At 62.6% G+C, this 23,581-nt stretch carries 28 protein-coding genes; 3 read left to right on the plus strand and 25 right to left on the minus strand.

The window, feature by feature from the left end; all coding sequences use genetic code 11:
* Positions 1-5: 5 nt before the first annotated feature.
* Positions 6-1,190: an efflux RND transporter periplasmic adaptor subunit gene (locus AC07XM_RS20445; RefSeq protein ID WP_102689550.1), complete on the minus strand. Its 1,185-nt coding sequence runs from the start codon at positions 1,188-1,190 to the stop codon at positions 6-8.
* 151 nt (positions 1,191-1,341) lie between these two features.
* Here AC07XM_RS20445 and AC07XM_RS20450 point away from each other — a divergent pair, with 151 nt between their 5' ends.
* Both AC07XM_RS20450 and AC07XM_RS20455 read left to right on the plus strand, forming a co-directional pair.
* The gene (locus AC07XM_RS20450; RefSeq protein ID WP_102689549.1) at positions 1,342-2,736 is read left to right on the plus strand and encodes an ATP-binding protein; all 1,395 of its coding nucleotides are present in this window, start codon (positions 1,342-1,344) and stop codon (positions 2,734-2,736) included.
* The gene (locus AC07XM_RS20455; protein WP_102689548.1) at positions 2,733-3,395 is read left to right on the plus strand and encodes a response regulator; all 663 of its coding nucleotides are present in this window, start codon (positions 2,733-2,735) and stop codon (positions 3,393-3,395) included. Before AC07XM_RS20450 ends, AC07XM_RS20455 begins: the two co-directional genes overlap by 4 nt.
* Positions 3,396-3,640: 245 nt before the next feature.
* Here the strand turns inward: AC07XM_RS20455 and AC07XM_RS20460 are convergent, their stop codons facing one another.
* From AC07XM_RS20460 to AC07XM_RS20525, 14 genes are all read right to left on the minus strand, one after another.
* On the minus strand, positions 3,641-4,369 hold the full coding sequence (locus AC07XM_RS20460; protein WP_102689547.1) for a TIGR03747 family integrating conjugative element membrane protein: 729 nt from the start codon (positions 4,367-4,369) through the stop codon (positions 3,641-3,643).
* Between the two features lie 35 nt (positions 4,370-4,404).
* Complete coding sequence (traD, locus tag AC07XM_RS20465) at positions 4,405-6,531, minus strand: type IV conjugative transfer system coupling protein TraD (RefSeq protein ID WP_102689546.1); 2,127 nt, start codon at positions 6,529-6,531, stop codon at positions 4,405-4,407.
* Positions 6,532-6,540: 9 nt separating this feature from the next.
* Positions 6,541-7,002, minus strand: coding sequence for an integrating conjugative element protein (locus AC07XM_RS20470; protein WP_196996655.1), 462 nt, complete (start codon positions 7,000-7,002; stop codon positions 6,541-6,543).
* On the minus strand, positions 6,999-7,553 hold the full coding sequence (locus AC07XM_RS20475) for a lysozyme family protein (RefSeq protein ID WP_102689545.1): 555 nt from the start codon (positions 7,551-7,553) through the stop codon (positions 6,999-7,001). Before AC07XM_RS20475 ends, AC07XM_RS20470 begins: the two co-directional genes overlap by 4 nt.
* Positions 7,535-8,251: a TIGR03759 family integrating conjugative element protein gene (locus AC07XM_RS20480; protein WP_102689544.1), complete on the minus strand. Its 717-nt coding sequence runs from the start codon at positions 8,249-8,251 to the stop codon at positions 7,535-7,537. Before AC07XM_RS20480 ends, AC07XM_RS20475 begins: the two co-directional genes overlap by 19 nt.
* Before the next feature lie 10 nt (positions 8,252-8,261).
* The gene (locus AC07XM_RS20485) at positions 8,262-8,930 is read right to left on the minus strand and encodes a hypothetical protein (RefSeq protein ID WP_102689543.1); all 669 of its coding nucleotides are present in this window, start codon (positions 8,928-8,930) and stop codon (positions 8,262-8,264) included.
* Positions 8,927-9,364, minus strand: coding sequence for a PFGI-1 class ICE element type IV pilus protein PilL2 (gene pilL2, locus AC07XM_RS20490; RefSeq protein ID WP_232862535.1), 438 nt, complete (start codon positions 9,362-9,364; stop codon positions 8,927-8,929). The genes AC07XM_RS20485 and pilL2 overlap by 4 nt, the downstream gene beginning before the upstream one ends.
* A gap of 211 nt (positions 9,365-9,575) precedes the next feature.
* Positions 9,576-9,905: a DUF5983 family protein gene (locus AC07XM_RS20495; RefSeq protein WP_444851808.1), complete on the minus strand. Its 330-nt coding sequence runs from the start codon at positions 9,903-9,905 to the stop codon at positions 9,576-9,578.
* Between the two features lie 18 nt (positions 9,906-9,923).
* Positions 9,924-10,292: a hypothetical protein gene (locus AC07XM_RS20500; protein WP_232862533.1), complete on the minus strand. Its 369-nt coding sequence runs from the start codon at positions 10,290-10,292 to the stop codon at positions 9,924-9,926.
* A gap of 58 nt (positions 10,293-10,350) precedes the next feature.
* Positions 10,351-10,845: a JAB domain-containing protein gene (locus AC07XM_RS20505; RefSeq protein ID WP_070087319.1), complete on the minus strand. Its 495-nt coding sequence runs from the start codon at positions 10,843-10,845 to the stop codon at positions 10,351-10,353.
* Positions 10,846-10,906: 61 nt separating this feature from the next.
* Entirely contained in the window at positions 10,907-11,164 is a 258-nt protein-coding gene (locus AC07XM_RS20510) for a hypothetical protein (protein ID WP_070087318.1), read from the minus strand.
* A 61-nt stretch (positions 11,165-11,225) separates the two neighbouring features.
* Positions 11,226-11,738 carry an STY4534 family ICE replication protein gene (locus AC07XM_RS20515; protein WP_070087317.1) on the minus strand — a complete coding sequence of 171 codons (513 nt, stop codon included), beginning with the start codon at positions 11,736-11,738 and terminating at the stop codon, positions 11,226-11,228.
* A gap of 741 nt (positions 11,739-12,479) precedes the next feature.
* The gene (locus tag AC07XM_RS20520) at positions 12,480-14,459 is read right to left on the minus strand and encodes a DNA topoisomerase III (protein WP_102689541.1); all 1,980 of its coding nucleotides are present in this window, start codon (positions 14,457-14,459) and stop codon (positions 12,480-12,482) included.
* Positions 14,460-14,570: 111 nt separating this feature from the next.
* Positions 14,571-14,912 carry a helix-turn-helix domain-containing protein gene (locus AC07XM_RS20525; RefSeq protein ID WP_102689540.1) on the minus strand — a complete coding sequence of 114 codons (342 nt, stop codon included), beginning with the start codon at positions 14,910-14,912 and terminating at the stop codon, positions 14,571-14,573.
* A gap of 140 nt (positions 14,913-15,052) precedes the next feature.
* Between AC07XM_RS20525 and AC07XM_RS20530 the strand changes: the two genes are divergently transcribed.
* Entirely contained in the window at positions 15,053-15,295 is a 243-nt protein-coding gene (locus AC07XM_RS20530) for a hypothetical protein (RefSeq protein WP_232862532.1), read from the plus strand.
* A 44-nt stretch (positions 15,296-15,339) separates the two neighbouring features.
* Here AC07XM_RS20530 and AC07XM_RS20535 read toward each other — a convergent pair whose 3' ends face one another.
* The 10 genes from AC07XM_RS20535 to AC07XM_RS20580 all read right to left on the minus strand — a co-directional run.
* Positions 15,340-15,768 carry a single-stranded DNA-binding protein gene (locus tag AC07XM_RS20535; protein WP_102689539.1) on the minus strand — a complete coding sequence of 143 codons (429 nt, stop codon included), beginning with the start codon at positions 15,766-15,768 and terminating at the stop codon, positions 15,340-15,342.
* On the minus strand, positions 15,765-16,268 hold the full coding sequence (locus AC07XM_RS20540; RefSeq protein ID WP_102689538.1) for a DUF3158 family protein: 504 nt from the start codon (positions 16,266-16,268) through the stop codon (positions 15,765-15,767). The genes AC07XM_RS20535 and AC07XM_RS20540 overlap by 4 nt, the downstream gene beginning before the upstream one ends.
* Positions 16,265-17,020: a PFL_4669 family integrating conjugative element protein gene (locus AC07XM_RS20545; protein ID WP_102689537.1), complete on the minus strand. Its 756-nt coding sequence runs from the start codon at positions 17,018-17,020 to the stop codon at positions 16,265-16,267. Before AC07XM_RS20545 ends, AC07XM_RS20540 begins: the two co-directional genes overlap by 4 nt.
* 325 nt (positions 17,021-17,345) lie before the next feature.
* Entirely contained in the window at positions 17,346-18,539 is a 1,194-nt protein-coding gene (locus tag AC07XM_RS20550) for an STY4528 family pathogenicity island replication protein (protein ID WP_013972313.1), read from the minus strand.
* A complete protein-coding gene (locus AC07XM_RS20555) occupies positions 18,533-19,084 on the minus strand; it encodes a DUF2857 domain-containing protein (protein WP_013972314.1) in 552 nt (183 codons plus the stop codon). Before AC07XM_RS20555 ends, AC07XM_RS20550 begins: the two co-directional genes overlap by 7 nt.
* A 16-nt stretch (positions 19,085-19,100) precedes the next feature.
* Positions 19,101-20,672 carry a ParB family protein gene (locus tag AC07XM_RS20560; RefSeq protein ID WP_047595523.1) on the minus strand — a complete coding sequence of 524 codons (1,572 nt, stop codon included), beginning with the start codon at positions 20,670-20,672 and terminating at the stop codon, positions 19,101-19,103.
* A 91-nt stretch (positions 20,673-20,763) separates the two neighbouring features.
* The gene (locus AC07XM_RS20565; RefSeq protein ID WP_102689536.1) at positions 20,764-21,651 is read right to left on the minus strand and encodes a ParA family protein; all 888 of its coding nucleotides are present in this window, start codon (positions 21,649-21,651) and stop codon (positions 20,764-20,766) included.
* Between the two features lie 4 nt (positions 21,652-21,655).
* On the minus strand, positions 21,656-21,871 hold the full coding sequence (locus tag AC07XM_RS20570) for an AlpA family transcriptional regulator (RefSeq protein ID WP_010799440.1): 216 nt from the start codon (positions 21,869-21,871) through the stop codon (positions 21,656-21,658).
* A 113-nt stretch (positions 21,872-21,984) separates the two neighbouring features.
* A complete protein-coding gene (locus tag AC07XM_RS20575) occupies positions 21,985-22,722 on the minus strand; it encodes a hypothetical protein (RefSeq protein ID WP_063423924.1) in 738 nt (245 codons plus the stop codon).
* A gap of 168 nt (positions 22,723-22,890) precedes the next feature.
* On the minus strand, positions 22,891-23,581 hold a 691-nt coding region (locus AC07XM_RS20580; RefSeq protein WP_102690343.1), incomplete at its 5' end, for a LysR substrate-binding domain-containing protein.

Consider the following 23,581-nt stretch of genomic DNA (forward strand, 5'->3'; position numbering starts at 1 on the left):
GGGCCTCAGTTGCTGTCGTTGTGGGCGGTCAGGGGTTTGTTCTGCACCTGCACCTGTTGGCCAACACGCACCTTTTGCAGACCCTCGATGATGACCTTGTCGCCTGCTGCCAGGCCCTGACTGACCCACCAGCGGTTGTCCACCGCGCGGGCCAAGGTCAGCTCACGCTGCTCTACCTTGCCATCGACCACTACCAGGGCGGTGGCGCCACCGCGCTCGTCACGGCTGACGGCCTGCTGTGGTACCAAAATGGCGTCGTTCTGTACGCCTTCCTGCAGCGTTGCCTTGATGTACATGCCCGGCATCAGCAGGCCGTCGGGATTGGGCACCACTGCGCGGAACGTCACACTGCCGGTGCTTTCGTCAACGCTCACGCCATTGAAGGTGAGGGTGCCGGCGTGTGCGTAGGTGCTGCCGTCTTCAAGTTCCAGGGTCACACGAGCGGCATCCGCCTGTCCGCTGCGTGCCAGCTTGCCTTCGGCCAGTTCGCGCTTGAGGCGCAGCAAGGTGCTGCTCGGCTGGGTGAAATCGACGTAGATCGGGTCCAGCTGCTGCACGGTGGTGAGGGCCGTGGTCTGCTCGGCAGTGACCAGTGCGCCAGGGGTGACCGTCGAGGTGGCGGTGCGGCCATCGATCGGCGCGTTGATGCGGGTGTAGTCGAGGTTGATCTGCGCAGTGCGCTGTTCTGCCAAGGCAGACTGCAGGCTGGCACGGGCCTCGAGCAGGGCCGACTGGGCGCTTTCGTTGTCTTCGGCACTGATGGCGTCGAGCTTCACCAGTTGAGCATCACGCTTGGCTTTGAGTTCGGCAGCCCGCAGGGTGGCTCTGGCTGAACTGACGGTGGCCTTGGCCTGGGCCAAGGTGGCCTGGTAGGTCTGTGGGTCAATCTGGTACAGCGCCTGGCCGGCCTTGACCGTGTCGCCCTCGTTGAACAGGCGCTTTTGGATGATGCCACCCACCTGGGGGCGGATCTCGGCTATCAGGTGGGCGCTGGCGCGACCGGGCAGGGTGGTGGTCAGGGCCTGGGCTGCGGTGGTCACTTCATGCACCGCCACCTCCTGTACGGGAGCGGGAGGGGCAGCGGTCTCGGTCTCACCGCACCCCCCAAGGACAAGCAGGCCGGCGCCCAGCAGGAGCGCCCGGGACAAAGGTGAGCGTGTAAAGAACAGGGAGTGGAATAACGTATGCATCGCAGGCTCCGACCCAATTGATTTAGATGGCCCAAGCGTGCGCGGGAATTGTGCAGCAAATGTGCAGAAACGGTGGAGATTGGCCTGTGCGCCTTGCGGCACTGGAGTTGGCAAGCTTCAATGGTGGCAATTCCAATTCACTGGCGGAGCCATGAAAGTCAGCCTTTCGCACAAGTTTTTCTTCGCGATGCTCGTGGTCTGCACTTTCGCCGTGTTGGGGATGGTTTTCGCCGCCTACCTGAGCTTGAAATATGGCTTTCTCGGCTACCTCAATCAGCAAGCCGAGGAGCGCATGGATCGCATCGTGCCGCGGGTCGAGCAGGCCTATGCACGTAATGGCAGCTGGGATTTCATCCGTCTCGACAAGGACCAGTGGTTCGAACTGCTGCGCCCGGACGATACCCAGCCGGACAAGACGTTCGACCCCAGCTTGCTGACGGTCTCCGACCTGACCGGCGCATTCGTGCGCTTTGCCCTGCTCGATGCCCAGCGGCGGCCGATCATCGGCTACCAGGGGCCTAGCAATGAAATGCTGCTGCGCCCGATCAGGCATCAAGAACAGGTGGTTGGCTGGATGGCCCTTGCGCCGCTGCAGTCGGTAACCAGCGTGGGAGACCGCCGCTTCCAGCTGAACCAGCTGCGCTCCAGCCTGCTGATAGGTCTGGCCTGTCTGTTGGCCACAGGTGTTATCGTCTGGTGGCTTAGCCGTGCCTTGCTCCGCCCGATCCGTGAAGTGGCCAGGGCTACCCATCGCCTGGCTGCGGGTGATTATGAAATCCAGCTGCCGGTGCGTTCGGCAGACGAAGCAGGGCAATTGGCCGGCGACTTCAACCGCATGGCCGCCACGCTGGCGAGCAACGAGCGCCTGCGCCGCGACTTCATGGCCGATATTTCCCACGAGCTGCGCACGCCGCTGGCGGTGATGCGTGCTGAACTTGAAGCCATGGAAGATGGCATTCGCCCGGTCGATGGTAACGGTCTGCGCTCGCTGCAAGGCGAGGTCGGGTCGCTGAGCAAGCTGGTCGATGACCTGTTTGACCTGTCACTGGCTGAAGTAGGTGGACCAACCTATCGACGTGAACGCATCGACTTGTGCGTGCTGTTACCGGTGGTGACCGAAGCCTTCCAGGCCAGTTTTGCCGAGCGCGGCCTGCAACTGCGGCTGGAGTTGCCTGAGCAGCCACTGTGGGTAATGGGCGACGAGGGACGCCTGGGCCAGTTGCTGCACAATCTGCTGGAAAACAGCCGTCGCTATACCGATGCAGGTGGGTTTACCGTTTTGCGTGCATTCCAGGAAGGTGACCAGGTGCTTGTGCAATGTGAAGATACTGCCCCGGGAGTCGACAGCGCCTCGCTCGCGCGACTGTTCGAACGCTTCTACCGCGCCGAACGCTCGCGCAACCGGGCCAGCGGCGGCACCGGGTTGGGGCTGGCGATTTGCCGGGGTATTGCCGAAGTGCACGGCGGTCAGCTGACCGCCAAGGCCTCGGCCATGGGCGGGCTGCTGCTGGTGCTGACCCTGCCACTGGCGGGAGAACAAGCATGAGCCAGATTCTGCTGGTGGAGGATGAACCCAAGCTCGCCGTACTGGTAGGTGATTATCTGCGCGCAGGTGGTTATCGCGTCGACCACCTGGCAGATGGCCTGGCGGTGATCCCGGCCATCCGTCAAGGCCAGTACGAACTCGTCCTGCTCGACTTGATGCTGCCTGGCCGCGATGGCCTGGACATCTGCCGCGAGCTGCGCAGCTTCACTCAGATGCCGCTGATCATGATGACCGCCAGGGTCGATGAAATAGACCGCCTGCTAGGGCTAGAGCTGGGCGCCGACGACTACATATGCAAGCCGTTTTCGCCCCGGGAGCTGGTGGCGCGGGTCAAGGCCGTGCTGCGCCGCAGCGGGCAGCAGGGGCCAGGCATGGGCCTGGAGCTCGATGCCCGCATGTTCCAGGCCCGCTACAAGGGCGTGGCGCTGGATCTGACGCCGGTAGAGTTCCGCATGCTTGCCGCGTTGGCGGCCCGGCCCGGGCAAGTGCTGTCTCGCGACCAGCTGATGAACCACATCTACCAGGACCATCGCGTGGTCGCAGACCGAACCGTAGACAGTCACGTTAAGAATTTACGGCGCAAACTGTCAGGAGTAGTTCCAGGACATGACCCACTCAGGTCTGTATATGGGGTGGGTTACAGCCTAGAGCTTGATTAGAACCCGGCCGTCAGCGGAGCGCCAGTGCTAGGCTCAACGGGTCGGGCACGTGGTTACCGAAATCAACTGCTCATTGGCTTGGTAGGTAAAATCCCGAGCGGTTTGGTTGTTATGTCAGACCGGAGTAGGTACGAGGGCGGTAATTGAACAATATTGGTCATTCTAAAATTAACAGATGCGGAGCGTTTTATTGAAATTGCCACCAACATTTCTTGAAACTGCTACTTTGGGTCGACAACGGACAGTCAAAGGTATTTTTTGAAAGTCGCAGCCGTGATTGCCACCATCCATCCAAGCACCGCAGCGCATGGCAGTAGCACCCAAATGGGATTCATCGATAAGGGAAGAGAGAGGTAGATCACCCAAGGGCTTACCATAAGCGGCAGCAGCGTCCGCTTCGCTCGATGGTACACAAAGCTGCTCTCCCGGCCCGCCCCGAACTTGCGCAGGTCGCGACGCATTAAGCCATCGACCGCGCCGGTGATCACGGCAAGCAAGAACAGCGGTGTGGCCAAGGTGAGAACGACCAGTCGCACGACGAAAGTAAAGACCGTAAACAAGGCCGCCAGCAGGTAGGCCTGCATCACAACGTAGACTTGTGCGAGCTGCCCGTGCACTGACGTCTCACGACCAAGCAGCTTCAGCTGGGCATCGGATGTCCCCCATCCAGAGCGCACAACGACCCTATCGTTGAGGTGTTCGAGTATCTTGAAAGTCGCTTGAGCTGGTTCTTGCACGAGCAATGAATGCTTGAAGTGACTGCTGAGCCAGCCGAGCTCACTCAGCCACATGGTATGACTGTGATGCCAGCCCTGCTCGGGCCAGAACCAGAGCATGCCCGCGCACTCCAGCAGGATGGAGAACATCAAGGAGGCGAACAGCAGACCGAGTAATCGTAGGCAAAACTCAAGCGTGCCGAGGATCAGACCCGGTCGTCGTTGTGGTTGAGGCGGGTTGTTTAGAGCAGTACGCATTAAAGGCTCCTAAGTGTTCGCTGGCTGCCAGGTGCTCACGGGCCGGATTTACACCCGGGTGGTGACATCTCGGGATCGAAGTCGGCCGTCGGCGCACCGCCGGCGCTGCTCCACCAACTTCCCGCATTAGCGTTGTAGGACTCGCGCATGTGCGCAGCCAGCGCCTGCAGATCCTCTGGCATTGCATCGTCGCTGGCGGGTTTGGGCAGCGGCATTCGCACTTTCCAAAGTTGCCCGCCTTCCTGGAACGAGTACATCTGACCCTTCGGCAGGGCGATTATGTGTGCGGGCTCGATCAGTGGCACGGAGGTGGTGGTCACCCGGTCCTGCGAAGAAGAGGTGAAGTCAGTTCTAGCATCGGGATCGGCCGTGTCGGTCGCGCCGGAGACCAGAGTACGGGTCTGCACGTTGACCTTCGGCAGCTGATTGGTCAGCAGCTCGGCGGTCGCAGTTTCCCGTACGCGCAGCATCTGCAGGGTGTTGAAGTTGCCGATGACTTGGCCGGCTTTGGCTCGGCTGCCGATACGTGCCTCGATGTCGCTCAACGTCTGCGTGTAGGCGGTGACCTGGATACCGGCGCCGCCGCCTTTGTTGATCAGTGGAATGAACTCGTCGCCCATGAGCTCATTGAATTCGTCGGCGTGCAAATTGATGGGCACCTGGTCAGTCGCGCTGTAGGAGTTCGGCAGGCCATGGTCGATGCCGTGTTTGTAGATGTGCCCGGCCACCGAGACCAGGTCGGCAAACATCGAGTTGCCGACCGCTGCGGCGACCTCTGCATCGGACAGTGCATCCAGGCCGACGTAGACGATGCCGCGTTTGCGGATCACCTGCAGCCAGTCGAAGATGGGTCGTGGATCGTCCAGGTCGGCATAGTTGGGGGCCAGCAACTGGGCTGTCTTACCACTGGTGAGCTTTTCCAGCAGCGGCAGCAGCGAGGCGACGATCTTGTCGAAGTACGTGCGGTCGTAGCGCACAGCCGAACGAAGGCCGTCCATGACCGGGTCGAACAAGCGCTTGGCGGTGAGGTACTGCTCGATGGCGACCACACGTTTCTCGCGGCCGACCATGTGCCGGGGCACGTTCTTCTCGTTGAGGCGAGCTTCAAGATCCACGATTGTCTCCCAGGCCTGCGGATCATGTCGGGCGAAAAAGTGCTGGGCGTATTCGATGAACAGCGCATCGATGTTCACCACGTGCCGCTGAATCTGCAGGTAGTCAGGGCGTCGGCCGAGTTCGATCAACGCCCGGGCGATGATGTTGACGAAGCGCCAGGCGAACTCGCGAAACGCGGCCGAGTTGCCTTCGCCGCTGAGTTGGCCGGCGATGCGGGTGGCGACTTCGGAAATGCGGCCGAAGCGGCCGATGGCGTTGTAGCGGGCGGAAATCTCCGGCCAGCCCAGGTGAAAGACGTAGAACTCGTGCTGACGGCCAGCGCGTCGCGCTTCCACGTACATGCGCTTGAGCAGGTCGGCATCGCCTTTGGGGTCAAAGACAATCACCACTTCCTGGCTCGGTCGGTGAATGTCTTGGGTGATGTAGACTTCGGCCAGGCGCGTCTTGCCGACCCGGGTAGTGCCCAGCACCAGGGTGTGGCCCACGCGTTCGCCCAGTGGCAAGGACGCCTCCTGCTCGTTGGGCTCGACGCCATGCAGCAGCGGTGAGCCGCCCACGGGCGGCAGCGGCCGTACCGGGTTGAGAGGGCTGTCCCAGGCGGTCACGCGAGGCAGGAGGGATAGCCCTGGCGGCGCTTTTTCCAGCACGTGCTCCAGGCGCCGTGCCCATTGGTAGGCCGCTGACTGGTTGACGTAGCGGGCCAGCGCGGGGTCTTGTGCTTCAAGCAAGCGTTGTGTGTGGAGCCGGCTCCAGCGAAAGCCACGGCCCATGAACAGGCGCTTGGTGCTGACCGGGATCTGTCGGCTCGTCAGCGAGTAGCGGGGCAGACGGCGGATGTTGCGCCGATAACGCAAAACAATGCGAGCCTCGTTGAGGCGCTTGAGACCGAAGGCGGTGTAGGCCAGGGCCATACCGGCGCCGACCTCCGGCGACAGCGCCACGGCCCAGGGCGAATGCAGGCACAGCGCGCCGGCACCGGCGCAGATGCTTACGGTGTACAGCTCCACTGCCGGGCGCAGCAGAGATTCCATCGCATGATCGCTCATGGCGCTACCTCACTGTTCCAGACCGGTCGGTGTGATCAGCACCGGGTAGTGCTCCAGCTCCAGCCGCTCGGCGATGTCGTCGCCACTGACTGGCCAGATGGTCAACTCAGGTACTACCGACTGGATACGCTGCAGCGCAGCTGCATCGGCGACCTCAACGGCCAAGCCGTTGGCACCCAACCGCTTGAGCGCCGGCGCGTGCTGCGCCAGCCACGCCAATGAGGCGGCGTCCGCGCCAACCAAGAACAGCGGGACCATGCCCGGCAGGTCCAAGGCTCTGCGCGGCACCTCACCCGGCGTGAGACGCGCGCTGTGCACCGGCAGCACCCAGTTCAGTGTGCAAGGATCGCGTCGTTCGACCGGCCCGGTCGACTCGGCGGCCATGGCCGGGGGCGTTGTCCCAAGCGATGCCCCGGCAGCCAACAACCCCACCAGCCCGCAGATCAGTGCGCCCCGGCGAACGTCGATCATAAGCGTGGTCCTCCACGGCTGGACGTGGCGGCTTCAAGGCGCTGCCAGTGCTGGCTGAACTGCGTGCTGTAGCGTGCCGCCGGGGCTCCACCCGCAGGCCGGTGGTAGCGGCCTGCGGCAATGACCCAGTCACCGACGTCGGTGTAGTGCTCGCGCAACAGGTCGGCGGTGACGGCGAGGTTGGCGCGCGGATCGAGGGCATCGCAGGCGGTGGGGTAACGCTCCGGGTGGTAGCCCAGGTTGGTTTGCCCCAGGCCAACGTCGATGCGCTTGGGATCATGCCTGTTGAGCGCCACGGTGAGAGCGCTGCAGGCCTGGTCACGGGTGGCGAAACGCTGCGGCGTGCCGGCCACATTCAAGGTCCACGGCCAGGGAATAAGTCGCCCACGCAGCGGCGTGCCGCTCTCCTGCTGGGCAATGGCGAACAGCACCGAGGCCGGGATGCCAGCTTGGGCGGCGGCCAACTGGTAAGCCGGCGGAGGCAGGCCGCCTGCTTGGGCCGCAGTCACCCCCATCAGGACCAAGGCGAGGATCAGTCGACGCGTTGCCATGTCCCTTCCACCTGTTGAAAGCGCGCAGGCAGGGGGCGGCTGGCGCCGAGGGCGAACCAGCGGCCGCGGTCGTGATTGAGGGTGATCTGGCCGCTACTGACCTGGATCGGGGTAATGCCCACGATGCGCGCCCATTGCCGAATGCGCGCATCGTCGCCCTGGCTGCCCACCAGGTAGACGTCCAGATGGGCGCCCGTGCTCAACCATTGGCGGACGCTGGCCTCACAGGTCGAGCACGGGTCCTCCACAAACACGGCATAGCGCGAGTTGCTCGACGGGGAGGCTGCATCGCTCATCCCCTGCACCGGCAGCAGTCCCGGGAACAGCCGCGCCCAAGCTGCGGTGTAGGCTTTTTCATAGGCCAGTTCGCGCTCGGCACGTTTGGCTTCGAGTCGCACCTGCAGCTCGGCGTAGCGCTGGCGCTCTTGGTCCGAATCGGCTTCCACGCCCAGGGTGGTCAGTGGGTCGAGCTGCGGTGACCAGTAGTGGCGGGGCCCCCTCTGCAGGCGCTCGAACTTGGCCCATTCGTCATCGGTCAGCCCCCAGACCTTGGCCTGTGCTGCGGAGCGAGCTTGCTGCAGTGGAGCCTGCTCGCTGGACTGCTGCTCCGTTTGAACCGTGGCGGGTGCACTCCATCCCGATCCCGGTACCAGGTAGATGGGGAATAGGAGCAGCGAGAGAGTGGTGATCCGGACCATATGCACCTCGTCACGGCAGGGGCAGCGAACGTTCGCCGAGGCCAGGCACCTGGAATACGGCCTGATTCCGGCGAAGGGTCTTGAGCTGCCAGCCGTTCAGGCTGTCGCCGGGCTGCAGCAGGCGGACGGTCGACAGGGCGTGCGCGCCGGCCGGTAGGGCCGAGACAAACCGGACGTCGCCGCGAGTCTCGACACCTAGCAAGGTGAACGGTGGCGTCGGCGCTTGGGTTTTGGTGAGCTGCTTGATGGGGGTTACAGGCTGGGACTGTACGGATGACGCAGTCGGTCGAGCCTCCAGGAGGCGCACAGCGGTTTCCGCGCTGTCCAGTCGTTGCTCCAGCGCTGCCAGATCGGATCTGCTCGGACCCACAGGCACCGCTTCAATGGCCTTGAGCGAAGCGCTCACCTCATCCAGCTGTTTGCTCAGTGTCGCGAAGGTCGCGTCCTGTTGGCGCTGATGCTCGTCCAACGCTTTCACTTGCGGCGGGAGTGTCGCAAGGTCGGCGCTGAGTGCATCGAGATCCCGACGCAGCGCTGGGACTGGATCGGCTGGCGCACTATCAGCGGCGACCAGGAGCGCGGTCAGGTGTTGCTGGTGGTTGTAGGTCACGGCGGCCAGTACGGCGGCGCCGAGGCACAGGGCCCCGAGCACCAGGGCCTGAAAGTGATGGACCTTCATGGCGCAATCTCCAGAGACGGGTGAGGTGGAGCGGGCACCGGTGCGCGAAGGGCGTAGCACACGCTGCGTTCGACCGGGTCGATCACGAGCCGCCAAGCCGGGCCGCCGAGGATGGTCAAGGCGTCCAGCAGCGCCATCGGCCCGAGTTGGTGCTGCACGGCCGGCAGGGGGCGGCTGAACAAGGTGGTGACCTCGGCGCGGTTGGCGCAGAGTGAGTAGCCCGAGCGCTGCAGCACATGAAGCAGGGCATCACCGACCGTCGCGTGCAGCGCCGGTGAAACTTGCACGATGACGAGCTGGAACAATGGCTGGCGTTGCTCCAGCGTCGGACGCGTGCTGACCAGGGTGTAGCGGTCCTGGCGGACCCATGCCGGTGATTCCGAGAGCGGCTTGGGCGGGGTGGTCGGTGCTGCTACTGAGACAGCAGGTGGCACCGATGGGGTGATGACAGGCGACGTGTTGCACCCTGCCAGCGCGAGCATCAGGACAAGGTAAGGAAGTGCGGGCGTGTACATGAGCAGGTCTCGACAGTAGGTGCCGACACCTTGGCAACGCGTGCGAGGTGTACCCACTGAAAAACCGAAGTTGCCCGGCCGGTTTATCAGGCCCAACACATAAAAAAGGCGCCCCGCAGGGCGCCTTGGGTCAATCGTCAGTAAACACCGGCAGTCCTGCCAGCGGGGCTGCATCGGGATCAAACACCAGGAAGCGCGTGTCGGCCTGGCCGGCCAGCAGCAACAGGGTCATCAACACCGGCGGCACCTGTTCATCCAACAGGCGAATGCAGACGTCCGCCGCTGAGCAACCGAGGCCCTCCAGTTGGGCGCTGCGGTGCCAGGGTGTCGAGTACAGCTTGCAGCCGACGGAACGGTTACTGACCAACCGGAAGCATTCAAAGAAGCCGGCCGATCGTTCGCAGCGGGCAAGCTGCTCAAGGTAGGCATACTCGTCAGCCGGTAGGTGGGATGAACTGATCTCCCAGCTGCGGCTGTACTAGCCAGTGGCAAAGGACAGCTGCTGCATCAGGTGCTCCGCCGCTTCCAGGCTGGGCAGGTCGCCAACGTGTACCGAGCCAGTCAGCCGCTCGGCGGTGACTTGGTACAGCACCGTGCTGACCACGCCGTCCGCGGGCAACTGCATGCGAAGGAAGCCAGAGACATCCTTGCCTTCCGTGATGACGGCGCAGTCGTCATCGAATACGCACGCCTGGCAGTTGATGTGATCGTCGTCCAGGTCCAGCTGGGCGGTGTGCAGGGGGCGATAGCAGGGCGGGCACCGGTCGTCGTAGTGGATCTGGACCACGCGCTCGCAGGCGAATGCATGGAAGCCGCGGGCAAAGGGGTTGGGGATTGAGGTGAGCATGGTGGCGCTCCAGTGAAAAAAGCACGCCACCCCATGTAGGCGGTGGCGAGAGAGAGGGTTAGATCCAGCCGTATTCGGCCAGGGAGAGGGGCTGACCTTCACCGACGATGATGTGGTCCAGAACGCGGACCTCGACCAGCGCCAAGATTTCGATCAGACGCGCCGTCAGCACGCGGTCGGCGCCGCTGGGTTCAGGGCAGCCGGAAGGGTGGTTGTGGCTGAGGATGACCGCGGCGGCGTTGTGCGCCAGTGCCTTGACCACCACCTCACGGGGGTACACCGAGGCTCCATCGATGCTGCCGAAAAACAACACTTCGAAGTCCAGCACGCGGTGCTGGGAATCGAGGTACAGCAGGGCAAATACCTCGTGGTGGTAAGGCGCCAGCCGCAGTTTCAGGTAAGACGCGGCGTCGGCAGGTGTGATCAGTACTTCACCGCGCTGAAAGTAGCGTTGGTCCAGCAACTGCAGGGCTTCGCTGATCAACGCATCTTCGTGGGCGCGCTGGGCCAGGACGGGGTCGAGGGGCTCGACCAGGGTCAATGGCGTTTTCATGAGCAGAACCTCGTGTGCAGGGGGGCTCCGAGAGGAGGTCCCTGTGGGTAGGGGCAGGCGGTCACAGGCGGGTGAAACGATGCCGGGTGCCGTGCAACGGGGAGTGACAGCCTTCGCAGGGGTGAGTGGAGAAGGGGTCGATGCCAACGCCAGTGTCCGGATCGAAATCAGCGCTGAGCGGCAACAGCACCTGCAGCGCCTTACGCATCTGCGCGATTCGCTGATCGACTTCGGCCTCGCTGTAGTACAGCGACAGTGCGCTGAAGTCGTCGTAGGCCACGGCGTGCAGGCAATCCTCACAGAGCCAGTAACTCTCCATGGCAGCCTCCGGGGGTGAGAAAAGGCGCTCATGTGAGCGCCTCTGTGGTGGGGCATCAGTCTCAGGCAGGCTGCGTGGCCTGGTTCGGAGCCTGATCGGCACTGCGTGAAGAGTCCGGCGCATCCTCACCAGCCGCTTCGGACGGCTGATCAGGCGAGGAAGCATCCTGCCGAGCTGGCGCTTTGTAGGTGAGCTGACCGTTTACCTTGATCCACTCGATGAAGATCAGCCGACCTTTGAGGCTGGCGCCGGGTTGGCCTTTGCGCTCACCTTTCTCGTAGGTGAAGGCATCGACCCAGAGGTCGCCAATGCGAAACGCGATCAGCACCTTGCGTTCGGCACGGACATCCTCGAGGTGTTCGCGGATCAGCCGTTCGGCTTCACCGCCAGCGACCTTGCAGTCGAAGCGGGTGTACTCGACGTCATCCGACGCACCGTGCAACGCGGCAATGTCGCAGGCCATGAAAGGTTGGCCGCGACGTACCGGCACTTCGCGCACGCGGTTCAAGTAACCAATGCCTTGGGTGTGCAGGTTGAAGTAAGTGGTGGGGGCAGCAGTGTTTGCCGTGGTCATGGTGAATCTCCTGTTTGCGAGAAACGCGGATATTCACCGGCCCTGGCGGGGGTGAGTCCGCAAGGGAAGGTCAGGTGCAACAGCAGTGGTGTAAGAGCGCTCATCATCGCGGGGAGCGATAACCGTGCGAGCCGCCGAACGCTAGTCGCACTTTGGGAGGAACCACTCTGGGGGAGCGTAGCCTTGCAGGTCCCGGCTACCTGGTGCTGTCATCGACAGCGTGGTGCAGTTCATCTATAGAACGGTGCGCAGCGCTCGTCAACAGCGGTTTTGATTGGGTTCAGAGGTGTGGATGTGGGTGGTGCACAGTAGATTCAAACGCGCGAAAAAATAGCCCAACGGTTGTCGGGCTAGGAACAGAAAGGCCACCCTTGATCTGGTCCATTGACAGCGAAGTCGTCGCTTCACTTCAGCTGTCGCGTCACCCTGATCAACCGACCCTTGTCGTGGCCTGGGTCGGGATAACTGGCACGCATCCGCGCACAAACGGCGCCCATTATTTCGCCGGCGGGCACCGGCACTGAGCATCGTCGCCGAGGCGGATGACCCCTACAGCCTGCAACAGGTCGCACGGGTCATCCGTCTCGGGAACCTTGGACATCCGGAACAGCGATACAGTACGGTGAAAGAGGCTCCGAACTCAACGAGTCTGGCCGAGCTGCCCGGAGCGAATCGGCCTGGGGTCGCCAAACGGCGAGGGGCCTGTTCACTACAACAGTGACGGTCCCTAGCGTCAAGCAGTCAGGAACGCTTCGGCTTGGCAAGCGCCGCGCTGGCCTTCACTGGCTTAGTACCCTTGCAGTCTGGGTAGCGCACACAGGACCAAAAGTTACCGGTGCGGCCTTTGCGCTGGCGCATGGGGCTTCGGCACACGGGGCAGGCGGGACTTTTCGAACGGGGTAGCTGCAGGTTCAACGAGGCTTGGCTGCGCACCACCTGGGTGAGCCAGGCCGACTGCTTGGCGAGAAACGCCTCGACACTTAACTGCCCAGTCTCAATTCGCGCCAACGCTTGTTCCCACACCGCAGTCATCACCGGGTCAGCCACCTCACGCGGAACGGCTTCGATCAACGTGTGGGCGGCGGCAGAGGCTGCCAGGCTGCGCTTTTTTTTGGTCAAGTAGCCGTGATCGATCAGGCCCTGGATGATCGCGGCGCGGGTGGCCTCGGTGCCGATGCCAATGCTGTCTTTCAACGTTTGCTTGAGGCGCACGTCGGCCACCTGGTTGGCGATGGTTTTCATCGCTTTGACCAGTGTACCTTCGGTGTAGGGTTTGGGTGGCTGGGTGCGCTGCGTGTTGACCTTGGCGTCGCGCACACCAACCGACGCACCTTCCTGCAAGGTGGGGAGCCGCTGCGTTTGCTCGGTTGGCTCACTGGCATCGGCTTCATCGATCACGGCCTTCCAGCCACGCACCTGGATCTGTTTGCCACGGGCCTGCAGCGGATCGGCCTGGCTGCGCAGCTGCACCTGGGTTTTCAGGTATTCGTGGTGGGGCAGAAACTGCGCCAGGTAGCGGGCGCGGATCAGGGTGTACACGGCGCGCTCACGCTCGGACAACTGATCGAGCGGGATCACCACGGCGGTGGGGATGATACCGTGGTGGGCGGTGACCTTGCTGCCATTCCAGGCGCGGGAGCGCCGTGTCGGACCGAGTTCCTTGAATCGCTGGCCAAGCGCCGGGTCGGCTGCGGCCAAGGCCTTCAGTACGCGCGGTACCTCGTCCAGCATGCTCTCTGGCAGGTAGCCACAGTCGCTGCGAGGGTAGGTGGTGGCCTTGTGGGTTTCGTACAGTGCCTGCGCCACACTGAGGGTTTCCTGCGCGCCCAGGCCGAGTTTGGCCGAACAGACTTCCTGCAGCGTGCCCAAGTCGAACGGCAAGGGCGGCCCTTCCGTCACGCGTTCAACGTCGACCCGCTCCACTTGTACTGAACGCGCAGCTGCCAGGCGCCGGGCAACCTGCTCGGCCGCCGCTTGATCAACGCAGTGACCGGCATCATCGCAGTGCGCAGCGGGTGGCTGCCAGCGCGCCTCAAACTCCGCCCCGTCAGCGTGCAGCACAACGTCCACGGTCCAGAAAGGCCGGGCGACGAAACTGGCGATGGCGCGATCACGCTCCACTACCAGGCGCAGGGTGGGCGTTTGCACACGGCCCACGGGCAGCGTGCCGTCGAAGCCGGCGCGGCGACCGAGCAGGGTGAACAATCGGCTGAGGTTGATGCCCACCAGCCAATCTGCCCGGGATCGGGCGAGGGCACAGTGGTACAGCGGCAGGGTTTGTTCACCCGGCCGCAACGCCGTCAGGGCCCGACGGATCGAAGCGTCGTCGAGGGCGGACAGCCACAGGCGAAGGATAGGCCCCTGATACTGGCAGCGCTCGAGGATCTCCCGAGCAATCATCTCGCCCTCGCGGTCAGCGTCGGTGGCAATCACAACCTCGGCGCAGGCCTGCAGCAGCCGGCTGATGGCCTTCAACTGCGCGGCGACCTTGGGCTTCACCACCAGTTGCCAGTGCTGCGGGATAATCGGCAGGTGCTCCAGCGACCAGCGCTTGAACTGGTCGCTATAGGTTTCCGGTGGCGCAGTCTCGAGCAGGTGGCCCACGCACCAGGTCACGGTCACTCCGATGCCCTGCAGGTAGCCATCGCCGCGACGATGGGCTTGCAGCACCCGGGCGATATCGCGGGCTTGGGACGGTTTTTCGCAAATGTAGAGGCGCATGACGTGGCCCTCTCGGTCAGGTACCGACAGGGTGGTCGCGTGACTGGGGAGTGCTAGGGAAAAGCTGAACTGGTCGAGATCATATCGGTATAGCCGCCAGCGGCGAGCGATTTACCGCTGCGCGAGGTGCGCGGTCACGGTCTGCAGAAGGTCCAAGGCAAATTGCTTGTCCGTCTCGCCAAGTTCCTTGATCAGCGAGGCAATCTTCTGCCCCTGGTCCTGTGGGCGAGGACTGATGGCCAGTAGCAGCTCATCGGCCGGACAGCCGTACATGTCCGCCAACTGCAGCAGCTTGGGCACGGTCAGTTCGACCTTGCCACGCTCCATGCGCGACACCGCTTCGGTGCCGATCTCCAGGCGCTCACCGACTTGCGCCTGGGTAAAGCTCTGCGCGCGGCGGTACTTGGCCAACTGGCGGCCGATGTGTTGTGGGCTAGGCTCTTTGACTGGCAACGGGGTGGCTCTCCAATTCAACCCGTATGGTTGACCAGCCACCCAAGGATATGAACGCCCTAAAAGGTTGAATATCAACCTAACGGGGCGTATCACCCAATGAGAGTACGGTGACCTGATCGTCACACGGAGATAGCGGATTGGACGAACTTGAGCAGCATGAAGCGGATGCGTTAGCGATCAAGGCCTGCGAGTTGTTCATGACCACCCATCAGGAACCGGACAATCAGGCGGCGAGGGCCAGGTTGATCGCGTGGATCAAGGAAGCGCCAGCGCACTGGCGGGCGTTCCTTGCCCTGGACCAGTACCTGGCGGAGGTCAAAGGGTTGATCGAGGGGGACGACCTGCAGGGCGTCGCCCGCCGTGCGGGGCGCAGTGACTGAGCGGTCCCGCGCTGAAAGGCACGGTTCCACTGACGTCCACCCGCTCAGCTCGATTTGCGTGTGGTTTTCTTGCCGGCCGGCTTGCGGTTGCTGCCACCATTATCACTGGCCTTCTCGCGCATGGACACGCTGGCCAGGCGGTGGGGCAGGATGCCGATGTGCCGCGCCTCCACCTTGAACGTCACCCGGGCGTTGTCCTCGCTGTCTTCCCACTCATCCTTGACCGTGCGGCCCATGACCAAGACGCGCATGCCTTTCTGGTACAGGGTGCTCCAGTGCTCGGCATCGCGGTGCCAGAGCTCGACCGGAGCCCAGTAGCCGCCGCGGTCTTCGTAGCCGCCCTCGCGCGGTACTGGGTTGTCGAAATAGACATTCAACCGCAGCAGCCGCTTCGGCTCGTCCGGGTTGTTGTTGAATTCCTGAAACTCAGGCGGACTGCCGATGTTGCCTTCGCCAACAAAGAACGTGCTCATGGGTGATTCTCCTCGGTGGTGGTATCGAAAAGGACGTCATCGGCATACGCGAGTTTGAGGGCGCCGGTGAGTACCTGGCGATAGAGCGAGTTCAGGCTGCTCATCTGCAGGTTGAGGACGATCCGGTTGGCTTCCAGCTGGTACAGCGCCTGGCGCAGTTCTGGCTGCAGCAGCGGATGTGCCATCGCCTGCTGCCAGACCTCCACGCCCATGCGCTTGAAGTCCGGGCTGCGCCAGCGTAGGAAGCAGGCGCCCTGGGAGCTGTGCTGGACGCTCAGTCGCAACTCGAGCAACGAGAAGGGTGGCTGCGCCATGATCGCCAGCATCGCGACCATCAGCGTCTCGAGTTCGCCTCGCAGCTGTTTGATTGTCTCGGCGAACTGGGCCAGCTCCCCCTTACCCTTAAAAGGCTTTAAAAGGCCTTTTAGAGAGGCACTGTGTTCAAACTCGCGATAGGCCTCGGATGACAGGCAATGGGCGATCGCTTCGGGCAGTGTCATGCTTCACCGCCTTCGGCGGGGTCGCCGGGCGAAGGTTCCACGTCGTCAGCAAGTTGATCGGCCTCACTGGGCAGTGCGGCCTTGGCGGTGCGCACGATGGGCGGCGCAAATTGCGAGCGTCGTGTGCCTTCGAGAATGTCCTGGGGCGGGATGCCGAACTTGTCGATGGCCTCGCGGGCGCGGGCGTTGTTGGCGGCCATGTCGTCGCGGCTTACCCCGGCCAGTCGGAACTGCTGTGCCATGCTGAACAGGCTGCGCAGCAGGTGGGCGCCACCATCGATCCAGTACTCCATGTCGGCCCGGCCGATCAGCGCGGTGTGGTGGGCCAGCAGCACGCGACGTACCAGGCTGTCGTAGTCTGTCAGCAGGTAGACGGCGAGAAACCCCAACTGGCTGCCGATGAACAGGGGCAGGGTGACAGGGTGGATGTTCAGGTTGTCGCCGATGCTGACCTGGGAGGGCAGGTCGCGCTCGACCAGTTTGACTTGCTCGGTCAATGCCAGCAGCTCGGCCTTGGCCTGCAGTACCTTGTCTTCGAGTTGTAGCATGAACCAGTCGGCGAAGGGGTCGTCCTGGCTGCTCGCCTGCTTGAGCAGGTTGGTGACGCTGATGTAGCCCGCCATGCCCATGATGCCAAACACGCCTTCGCGCCCGGCACGGCCCTGCCACAGACGTGCTGCGTGATGTGTGTGCAGGGTGAGGGTGATGCTGCTGCGCAGTGAGCCCAGGTTGAGCTGGTAGTGGTCGACCATTGCCAGATCCTCGCCGTCGGAATAACGCCGACGATCTGCGCTCTCGGGCACCCTGGCAGTGATCAATGTGAACGCGATGGGCTCACATTGCCCCCTACTTTCGATGGTCCTGCGATTGATGCCACTGTGATCAAATCCACTGAGTGCCAACGCCGCTAACTGCTTCATCCTGGCATTGGTCAATGTTGCGACCTCACAGCCATCACGCAGATCACACTCCTCGAGCAATGGTGTCTGGCTGGAAGACGTCACTGGAGTGATGCCACTGCGATCAAATCCATAGAGGTCCGCTGATAGTTGGAGACCTGAAAGACTCAACGCGCAGTTACGTTGTTCCGCTCACAACACCGCAGCGAAGCTTGAGCTGTTCCAGGTACGCCTTGGCCAGCGGCGAGGCCACCCGGCTTCCGGATTCCCGTGAGCGCTCATCAGCCGGCTCAGGCGGGCGAATGCGCTTGCGCGGTGCTGGTGGTACATCTCTTCGTGCGGCCCAAAGCGTGAATTCGCCCTGGCAGGCTCGCTTGATCAGCCCCAACAAGTAGGCAATGGGTTTGCGGATGTCGCCGCGGCTACAGCGAACCGCTGCTTCATTGATCACCGCTTGTCGCTGTTCGGGCTCGAGCTGGCACAGCGCCTGGACTGCCCGGCGCTGTTCATTCGGACTCAACTGCAGACCCTCTGGCCAAGCGGCGCTGCCATCGGCCGAGCTGGGCGGTACTGTACTTTTTTTGCTTTGTTTTTGTACGGTACGGTCGAGCGTCGGATTCCGAACGGCAGCCGTAGCCGGGAAATTTACGCTGGGTTCGGAATTGGTCGAGGACGGTGCGGCAGACCGAACGCAGTGCGCCTCGCTTAGTTCGGAATGCTCGACATGGCTGTCGGCCTGCAGCGGCAAGGTCTGTTGAGCGCCTGTTGCGGGGAGCGAAGCCATCATGGCCAAGGCCTCGTCAGCCACCTCCGGATCCGCCCGTAGCTCTTGGAGAAGATGCTGAGCGAGATCGCGCACGCCTTTGGTGGCGTGGGACAGGTTTTGGCTGATCAGGGGCAGGTAGCCGGCATCTTGGTCGATGGCTTGTGCGGGTGACAGCGGCGCGTCGTGCAGCACGTACACGCAGCCGCGCAGGCAACCCTGCTCATCGCGATACCGTTCGCTCAGGCTGAGCCAGCGGGTAGCACGCAGCACATTCAGCGCGCGGGCGATGGTCTCGCGTGAAGCCTGCGCGCCACAGGGGCTGGTCGCCAGGTATGGCTGCAGGTCCTGATAACGTGGGGTACGCATTTGCCGCTCGGTGATCAACCAGCGCAGCACTAACCAGAGATTGCGCTCCACGGGCGTGAGCCGGCGATCCTGCAGCAATCCCCGCGGTAACGGTTCGTGGCTGCCGTGGTACACGAAGCCCGGCCCCTCTGCCAGTGCACGGGCAGCCTTGGCTTGTTCGGCCTGCTCCAGACAGCGCTTGAGCGTGACCATGCTCTGGCGCACCACATCGGCCCAGTCCACGGTGTAGAAATTCAGCATGGGATACCTCCGTAAAGCTCGATCTGCTGCCAGATCAGGGTCAGGCTGATCTGCTGTTCCTCGGCCAGCATCATCATTGCATCCAGCGGTTCACTGTCCGGATCTTCAGCCCGCAACTGGCGCCAGCGGTTCCACACCGCATGCTCCTGAGTCTCGCTGAGCTGGACGGGGCGGCCGCGATGGGTCTCGATCTTCAGGATGCGTCGGCGCAACGCCGTCTCGGAATGGTCGAGGCCGAAGCAGCGGTACATGATGTTTGAACTTGCCCCGAGCTTGAGGGCACGGTTGATCAGCCGCTCGTTCAGCTCGTCGCGTTCGGCCTGGGCGATCAGGCGCCGCAGCACCGTGGTGTCGACCTTGATTTCGACCCAGGCGATCGTGGAGTGCGCCAGGTGGGACAAGGTCGTAGGCGGCAGCGACTGCAGCACCTCGATGTCCTCGTCGCCGAGGCCCAAGGCCTTGCAGCGTTGCAGCCGACCATGGCGCAGCTCATGCAGGACCTGGTTCAACATGGCGTGGTTCAGCAGATTGAACGACGTGCTCATGCGGCACCTCCGAGTGTCAGCGGGTGGACGACAGCGTGAGTTCGATCAAGCGTCGAGAGAGCCGGATAAGTGAAAACAGTTGCGCCAATTGAGGATCGGGGAGCCGCTCAATCCCGATCGCGAGCTGTGGGCGCTCGATCAGTGGCAGGTCGTAGGCACCCAGTAGCAGTTGGCCGAACAGCGCCGCCGGGAGCTGCTGACGTTGCTCCCAAGCAACGTCATCCTGCACGCGCAGCAGCGCGCCCAACAGCAGCTGAATCCCGGTGCGGTGCGGTGTCGAAGGCGCTGCTGTATCGGGCGCCAACGAGAAACCCAGGCCTTCCTCCGTGGCGCAGACCATGTGTGGCGCATTGGCGTAGCCGGCCAGTTCGCTGGCCAACTGCGCGCAGGCCTGGCGCAGTTGCACCAGGTCTTCCAGAGCCGGCGGTATCGGCCAGAGGGTATCCAGTGAATCGGGCAAGCACAGGCGCCCAGCACTGCCGAGATTGGCAGACTGAGCGGGCGGTGGCGCAGTTGGAGTGCGTACCTGTTCACGGGTGACGGCAGGAGGCTGCTTCAGGTCTGCCTGTTCGGGTTGCCTATCAGCAGGTTGCGGAGGGCAGACCAGCTCCGGTGAGTGGAGCCCCGTGGGGGCTTCAGGCTCACTACCGGAAGTGGTATCGGTGTCTTGGCCCACGCCCAGCGGCGAGGGCAGCGACCGGTCGGGCGTCAGTGGCTGACGTGATGCCTGGCCGCTATCCTGGAACAGCTCCAACGCCAGCAGGCGTGGTGACTGGTCCAAGGATTTCGCCATGTGCGCGAGCAGTTCGTCCTGCAGCTCGGCGGTGTCCAGCTCGGCGGCTGTGCAGTCGAACGTAGACAGCACCTCCAACCACAACGCGGTGAAATCCAACCGTGTCGCAACGTACCGATTCCACACCGATTCGGCACGTCGACGCAGGTTAAGGGTCCGCTCGATCGAAGGTCTGCCCAAGCCGGCGTACAAGGTTTGCGGGATCGCCGGCAGCAGGTGCTCCAGGGTGTCCAGCATCCGGCTGATGTGCGATTGCGAGATTGGGTAGCCGCCGGCCGATAGTTGCGCCGCCAGTTCACGTTGACTCAGGCTACCACCGTCTACCAGAAGCATGTCGCGGAACTTGGCCACGGCCAGGGCCCGCTCGATGAAAGTCAGTTGGCCGTGCAGGTCACTTTCGGCCAGATGGCCCAGCAGCGTATGGAGCTCCGACTGCCAGGGGCGAAACAGGCAATGGATGCGGAAAAAACGGTCGTCACGGGTTTCTTGCCACAGTTCGCCGAGGATACTCAGCCGTGTATTGCCGCCATTTCGGATGATGAACTGCGGCTCGCCGGGCCGGCGCGTGATAGAGGGGGGCTGGTCCAGGCCGCGGTCGCGGATGGAGGCCTTCAGTTCCTCGTACAGCGGATTACGGATGAAGCGTGGATTGTGCTCGTAGGGCCGCAGCTGCTCGAGGGTCACCACCATCGGCGTGTCGCAGTCGGGATCGGTGGGCGATACCTGTGTTGCCCGCTGTGGGAAGTGCCCGTGCTGGAGCTGGCGTGTAATGTCTTCGGAGGTTGGTGGTTTCATGGGTTTGCCCCTGATCTGTCAGTGCAGGCGGCCCCGCCCTGGCCTTCCCAGTTGTCTGCGTGGGTGGGGCAGCGGGGGGAAGGGCAGGGCACTAGGCGGGTCGGCCGGTGACGCATTCCTCTGAGGCAATGCTGTCGGGATAAGAGCGCGCACGGCCCCTGGGCTGGGCCAGTCGCTGCTCCCACTCCGGGAACAGTTCATTGGCCAGTGCCCGCATGACATCGGCCGCGCAGCGACTGCGCGATCGAGGGGCGGCTTTCGACTCGATCCGATGCACCGGCAATCTCAATGACGCGGCATTGAGGTACGCGACGCGATCGGGAATCACCGTTTTACAAACGCTGACATGCGGGTCGGCGGCAAAGGTGTTGCGCAGGCTCTGCATGATCAGGCAGGTATCGCGCCGGTTGGCGTTCACCTGATTGAGAAGCAGTTTCACCGGGGGCAAGTACACGCCGAGGTAGCGGTAGGGTTCCAGCTCTTCGAACAGGCCGAGCGTGCCGCGGCGCAGTTCGCGTGCCGCGAGCATTTCCGGTGGCAACGGGCATAGCGCACAATCGGAGGCGAGGATGGCCATTTCCACCACCACGCTGCGCGCGCCCTGGGTGTCGACGATCAGCACATCGTACTGATCGGCAAATGCGGGTAGCAGGTTGCGCAGGCGCAGTCGGCCATCGGGCGCGTGCAGCAGTACGGTGCCCAGGTGGCCCGCGCGGTCGTTGGAAACGATCAGTTCAAGCCGCGGGATGGTGGTGACGGAAATGATCTGCTCGGCAACCGTGAGCCGCTGCGAGATCAGTTCGTAACTGCCCGCTTCACGTGACTTGCACAGAGCGTAGTAGCTGGACAACGTCGGTTGACTGTCTAGGTCGAGCAGCAGCACCTTCAAGCCCGCGTCGGCAAGCAGGCCGCCGAGGTTGGCGGCAACCGTGGTCTTGCCGGCCCCGCCCTTGGTCGAGATCAGCGAAAGGACTTTCATGGCACTACTCCCGAACAGACAGGCGATCCTGAACCCACTGCTCAATCTCCAGCGAGTCCCAACCGACCGCGCGCGTGCCGATGCGCCGGCATTGCGGGAATAGTCCGGCCTTCATCAAGTTGTAGATGTGCGAGCGTTTGAAGCCGGTTTTTTGTTCCACCTCATCGCGGCGCATGATGTGGCGATCGGCGGAAGCTGGGGCAGGGCTGGCCGGTTGCATGGTGTCACTCCTTAGCGCCATGTGGCGCGCAGTGGGATGTGACAGTCAGTGAAGGTCCGTGGGGGTGAAAAATCATTGCCAGGCAATGGCCGCCATTGCCTGGCTATTCGGAGTTAGGCCTGCTCCGCTTGGGCCAAATGGCGGCGAGCCAACGCAAATTTCCGATCAAGGGTGTGTTTGCTCAAACCATGTAGGCCGGGAAATTGAGACAAAATAGCCTGGACTACCGCAGTCTGATTTTTATAGATCGACTGCACTTGGCCGGATTTCGACTTGCCTACGGTGATTGCCAGTAGGGCGCCGATGATCGTGTAGTGGACGCTGGCGGAGGCTTCAGGGGCTGGCTCCGCTGCATCAAGCTGCGCCGTTAGCTCGTTTTCATGGCGCTTGTAGACCGTCATCTCTTCGACAACAGAATCGTAGGCCTGATGCATTTTCTCAAACTCACGCGCGTAGAAGTCCCGTTCAGCTTGCACAGCCAAAAAGGCGTTCAAACTCACGCATTCGAGGTGGTCGATATTTTTGGGGAACAGGAATTCGGGTTTTTCCTCCGGATGGTTTAGCGCAAACCAGGCCCGCAGATCCGGACGGCGTATGGACCAATACACTCGCTCGGCGTGGTCGTTGAGCGTAATGGGCCCGCCGAGGAAAGTTGCCGGTAGCTCACCCGCGGCAATGGCGTCGTAGATGCGCTCCACATAGAAGTGGAGACAGGGCCACTGCGGAAAATGCTTGAGTAGCTCACCTGAGTGGGCTATTTCGACCTGTAAGATCTCTGCGGTGTGATCGGCCAGATCGCACCAAAGAATTGCCGCATCGATGGGGTGATAGCAGCTTTTGATCGCGTCCATGGAGAACAGCCTCCAGCTGAAGTCGTCCTAATCGCCGATGGGATCATTATTTTGAATCTCATTCGAGCGAGCTGGACTCCGAAAGCAGTTTCGGATCCAATAACGTGACAAAGTATTTTCATTATAGTTCGCCGTAACTCTTCAGGCTGCGACGAGTTTTGACGTAGATCAGTGGGGATTGTGGTTCGGTCGCAGTGCCCGACCACCTTCTGATTGAAGCGCTTTAGGGCGGCCTGCATCGTCGAGCTCGACTTGTATCAGCAACCCCCTTAGTTGCTCCATAGCCGGTGTGGCCTGGCTACCTCTGCGTGTTACCAACTCGTAGGGGTCGCTTACGGACTTGATGGCCAAGGGCAAGATGCATACGCGGTTGTGCTGGACGCACTGCTTGGCCACATCGATTGACACAAGCGCAACGAATTCGGGCTGGTTCTGCAGCAGTGACAGCGTTGCCAGAATCGACGTGGTCTCCACCAGGTGCAGAGGGAAGCGGATGCCCGCATCATGGAACTCTCGCTCAAGCTGCACCCGCATAGGCATGTTGGCCCGGTAGACGATCCACCGACTTTCAGCCAACTCCTCCAAGCGAAGTGCTCCAGCGGCCTGGAGGGGGTGGTCGATGTTGGCGATGACCGCCAGAGTCTCGTCCTGAACAAACGCACTCGAGAAAAGATGCGGCGAACTGCTCACACTCGTCCGGCACAGGGCCATGTCCAGACGCCCGCTCTCGATCTGGGTTAAGAGCGATTGGCTGGTGTCCTCAATGATCTCGAATGACATTTCCGGCTGTATAGCAGTCAGCTGGGAGACCGCCTTCATCAACAGCGGCACTGCCCCCATGATCGCCCCCACCGCAAGG

It is taken from the genome of Pseudomonas sp. GW460-LB5 (assembly GCF_059423245.1).

Coding starts and splice junctions, on each gene's coding strand:
- AC07XM_RS20570 (WP_010799440.1), bottom strand. CDS start 21,871: ATGCAACCGGCCAGCCCTGCCCCAGCTTCCGCCGATCGCCACATCATG.
- AC07XM_RS20510 (WP_070087318.1), bottom strand. CDS start 11,164: ATGGAGAGTTACTGGCTCTGTGAGGATTGCCTGCACGCCGTGGCCTAC.
- AC07XM_RS20555 (WP_013972314.1), bottom strand. CDS start 19,084: ATGAGCACGTCGTTCAATCTGCTGAACCACGCCATGTTGAACCAGGTC.
- AC07XM_RS20540 (WP_102689538.1), bottom strand. CDS start 16,268: ATGACACTGCCCGAAGCGATCGCCCATTGCCTGTCATCCGAGGCCTAT.
- AC07XM_RS20460 (WP_102689547.1), bottom strand. CDS start 4,369: ATGCGTACTGCTCTAAACAACCCGCCTCAACCACAACGACGACCGGGT.
- AC07XM_RS20545 (WP_102689537.1), bottom strand. CDS start 17,020: ATGGTCGACCACTACCAGCTCAACCTGGGCTCACTGCGCAGCAGCATC.
- AC07XM_RS20565 (WP_102689536.1), bottom strand. CDS start 21,651: ATGAAAGTCCTTTCGCTGATCTCGACCAAGGGCGGGGCCGGCAAGACC.
- AC07XM_RS20475 (WP_102689545.1), bottom strand. CDS start 7,553: ATGGCAACGCGTCGACTGATCCTCGCCTTGGTCCTGATGGGGGTGACT.
- AC07XM_RS20455 (WP_102689548.1), top strand. CDS start 2,733: ATGAGCCAGATTCTGCTGGTGGAGGATGAACCCAAGCTCGCCGTACTG.
- AC07XM_RS20560 (WP_047595523.1), bottom strand. CDS start 20,672: ATGAAACCACCAACCTCCGAAGACATTACACGCCAGCTCCAGCACGGG.
- AC07XM_RS20500 (WP_232862533.1), bottom strand. CDS start 10,292: ATGCTCACCTCAATCCCCAACCCCTTTGCCCGCGGCTTCCATGCATTC.
- AC07XM_RS20480 (WP_102689544.1), bottom strand. CDS start 8,251: ATGGTCCGGATCACCACTCTCTCGCTGCTCCTATTCCCCATCTACCTG.
- AC07XM_RS20485 (WP_102689543.1), bottom strand. CDS start 8,930: ATGAAGGTCCATCACTTTCAGGCCCTGGTGCTCGGGGCCCTGTGCCTC.
- AC07XM_RS20450 (WP_102689549.1), top strand. CDS start 1,342: ATGAAAGTCAGCCTTTCGCACAAGTTTTTCTTCGCGATGCTCGTGGTC.
- traD (WP_102689546.1), bottom strand. CDS start 6,531: ATGAGCGATCATGCGATGGAATCTCTGCTGCGCCCGGCAGTGGAGCTG.
- AC07XM_RS20470 (WP_196996655.1), bottom strand. CDS start 7,002: ATGATCGACGTTCGCCGGGGCGCACTGATCTGCGGGCTGGTGGGGTTG.
- AC07XM_RS20520 (WP_102689541.1), bottom strand. CDS start 14,459: ATGCGCCTCTACATTTGCGAAAAACCGTCCCAAGCCCGCGATATCGCC.
- AC07XM_RS20575 (WP_063423924.1), bottom strand. CDS start 22,722: ATGGACGCGATCAAAAGCTGCTATCACCCCATCGATGCGGCAATTCTT.
- AC07XM_RS20445 (WP_102689550.1), bottom strand. CDS start 1,190: ATGCATACGTTATTCCACTCCCTGTTCTTTACACGCTCACCTTTGTCC.
- AC07XM_RS20550 (WP_013972313.1), bottom strand. CDS start 18,539: ATGCTGAATTTCTACACCGTGGACTGGGCCGATGTGGTGCGCCAGAGC.
- AC07XM_RS20535 (WP_102689539.1), bottom strand. CDS start 15,768: ATGAGCACGTTCTTTGTTGGCGAAGGCAACATCGGCAGTCCGCCTGAG.
- AC07XM_RS20505 (WP_070087319.1), bottom strand. CDS start 10,845: ATGAAAACGCCATTGACCCTGGTCGAGCCCCTCGACCCCGTCCTGGCC.
- AC07XM_RS20515 (WP_070087317.1), bottom strand. CDS start 11,738: ATGACCACGGCAAACACTGCTGCCCCCACCACTTACTTCAACCTGCAC.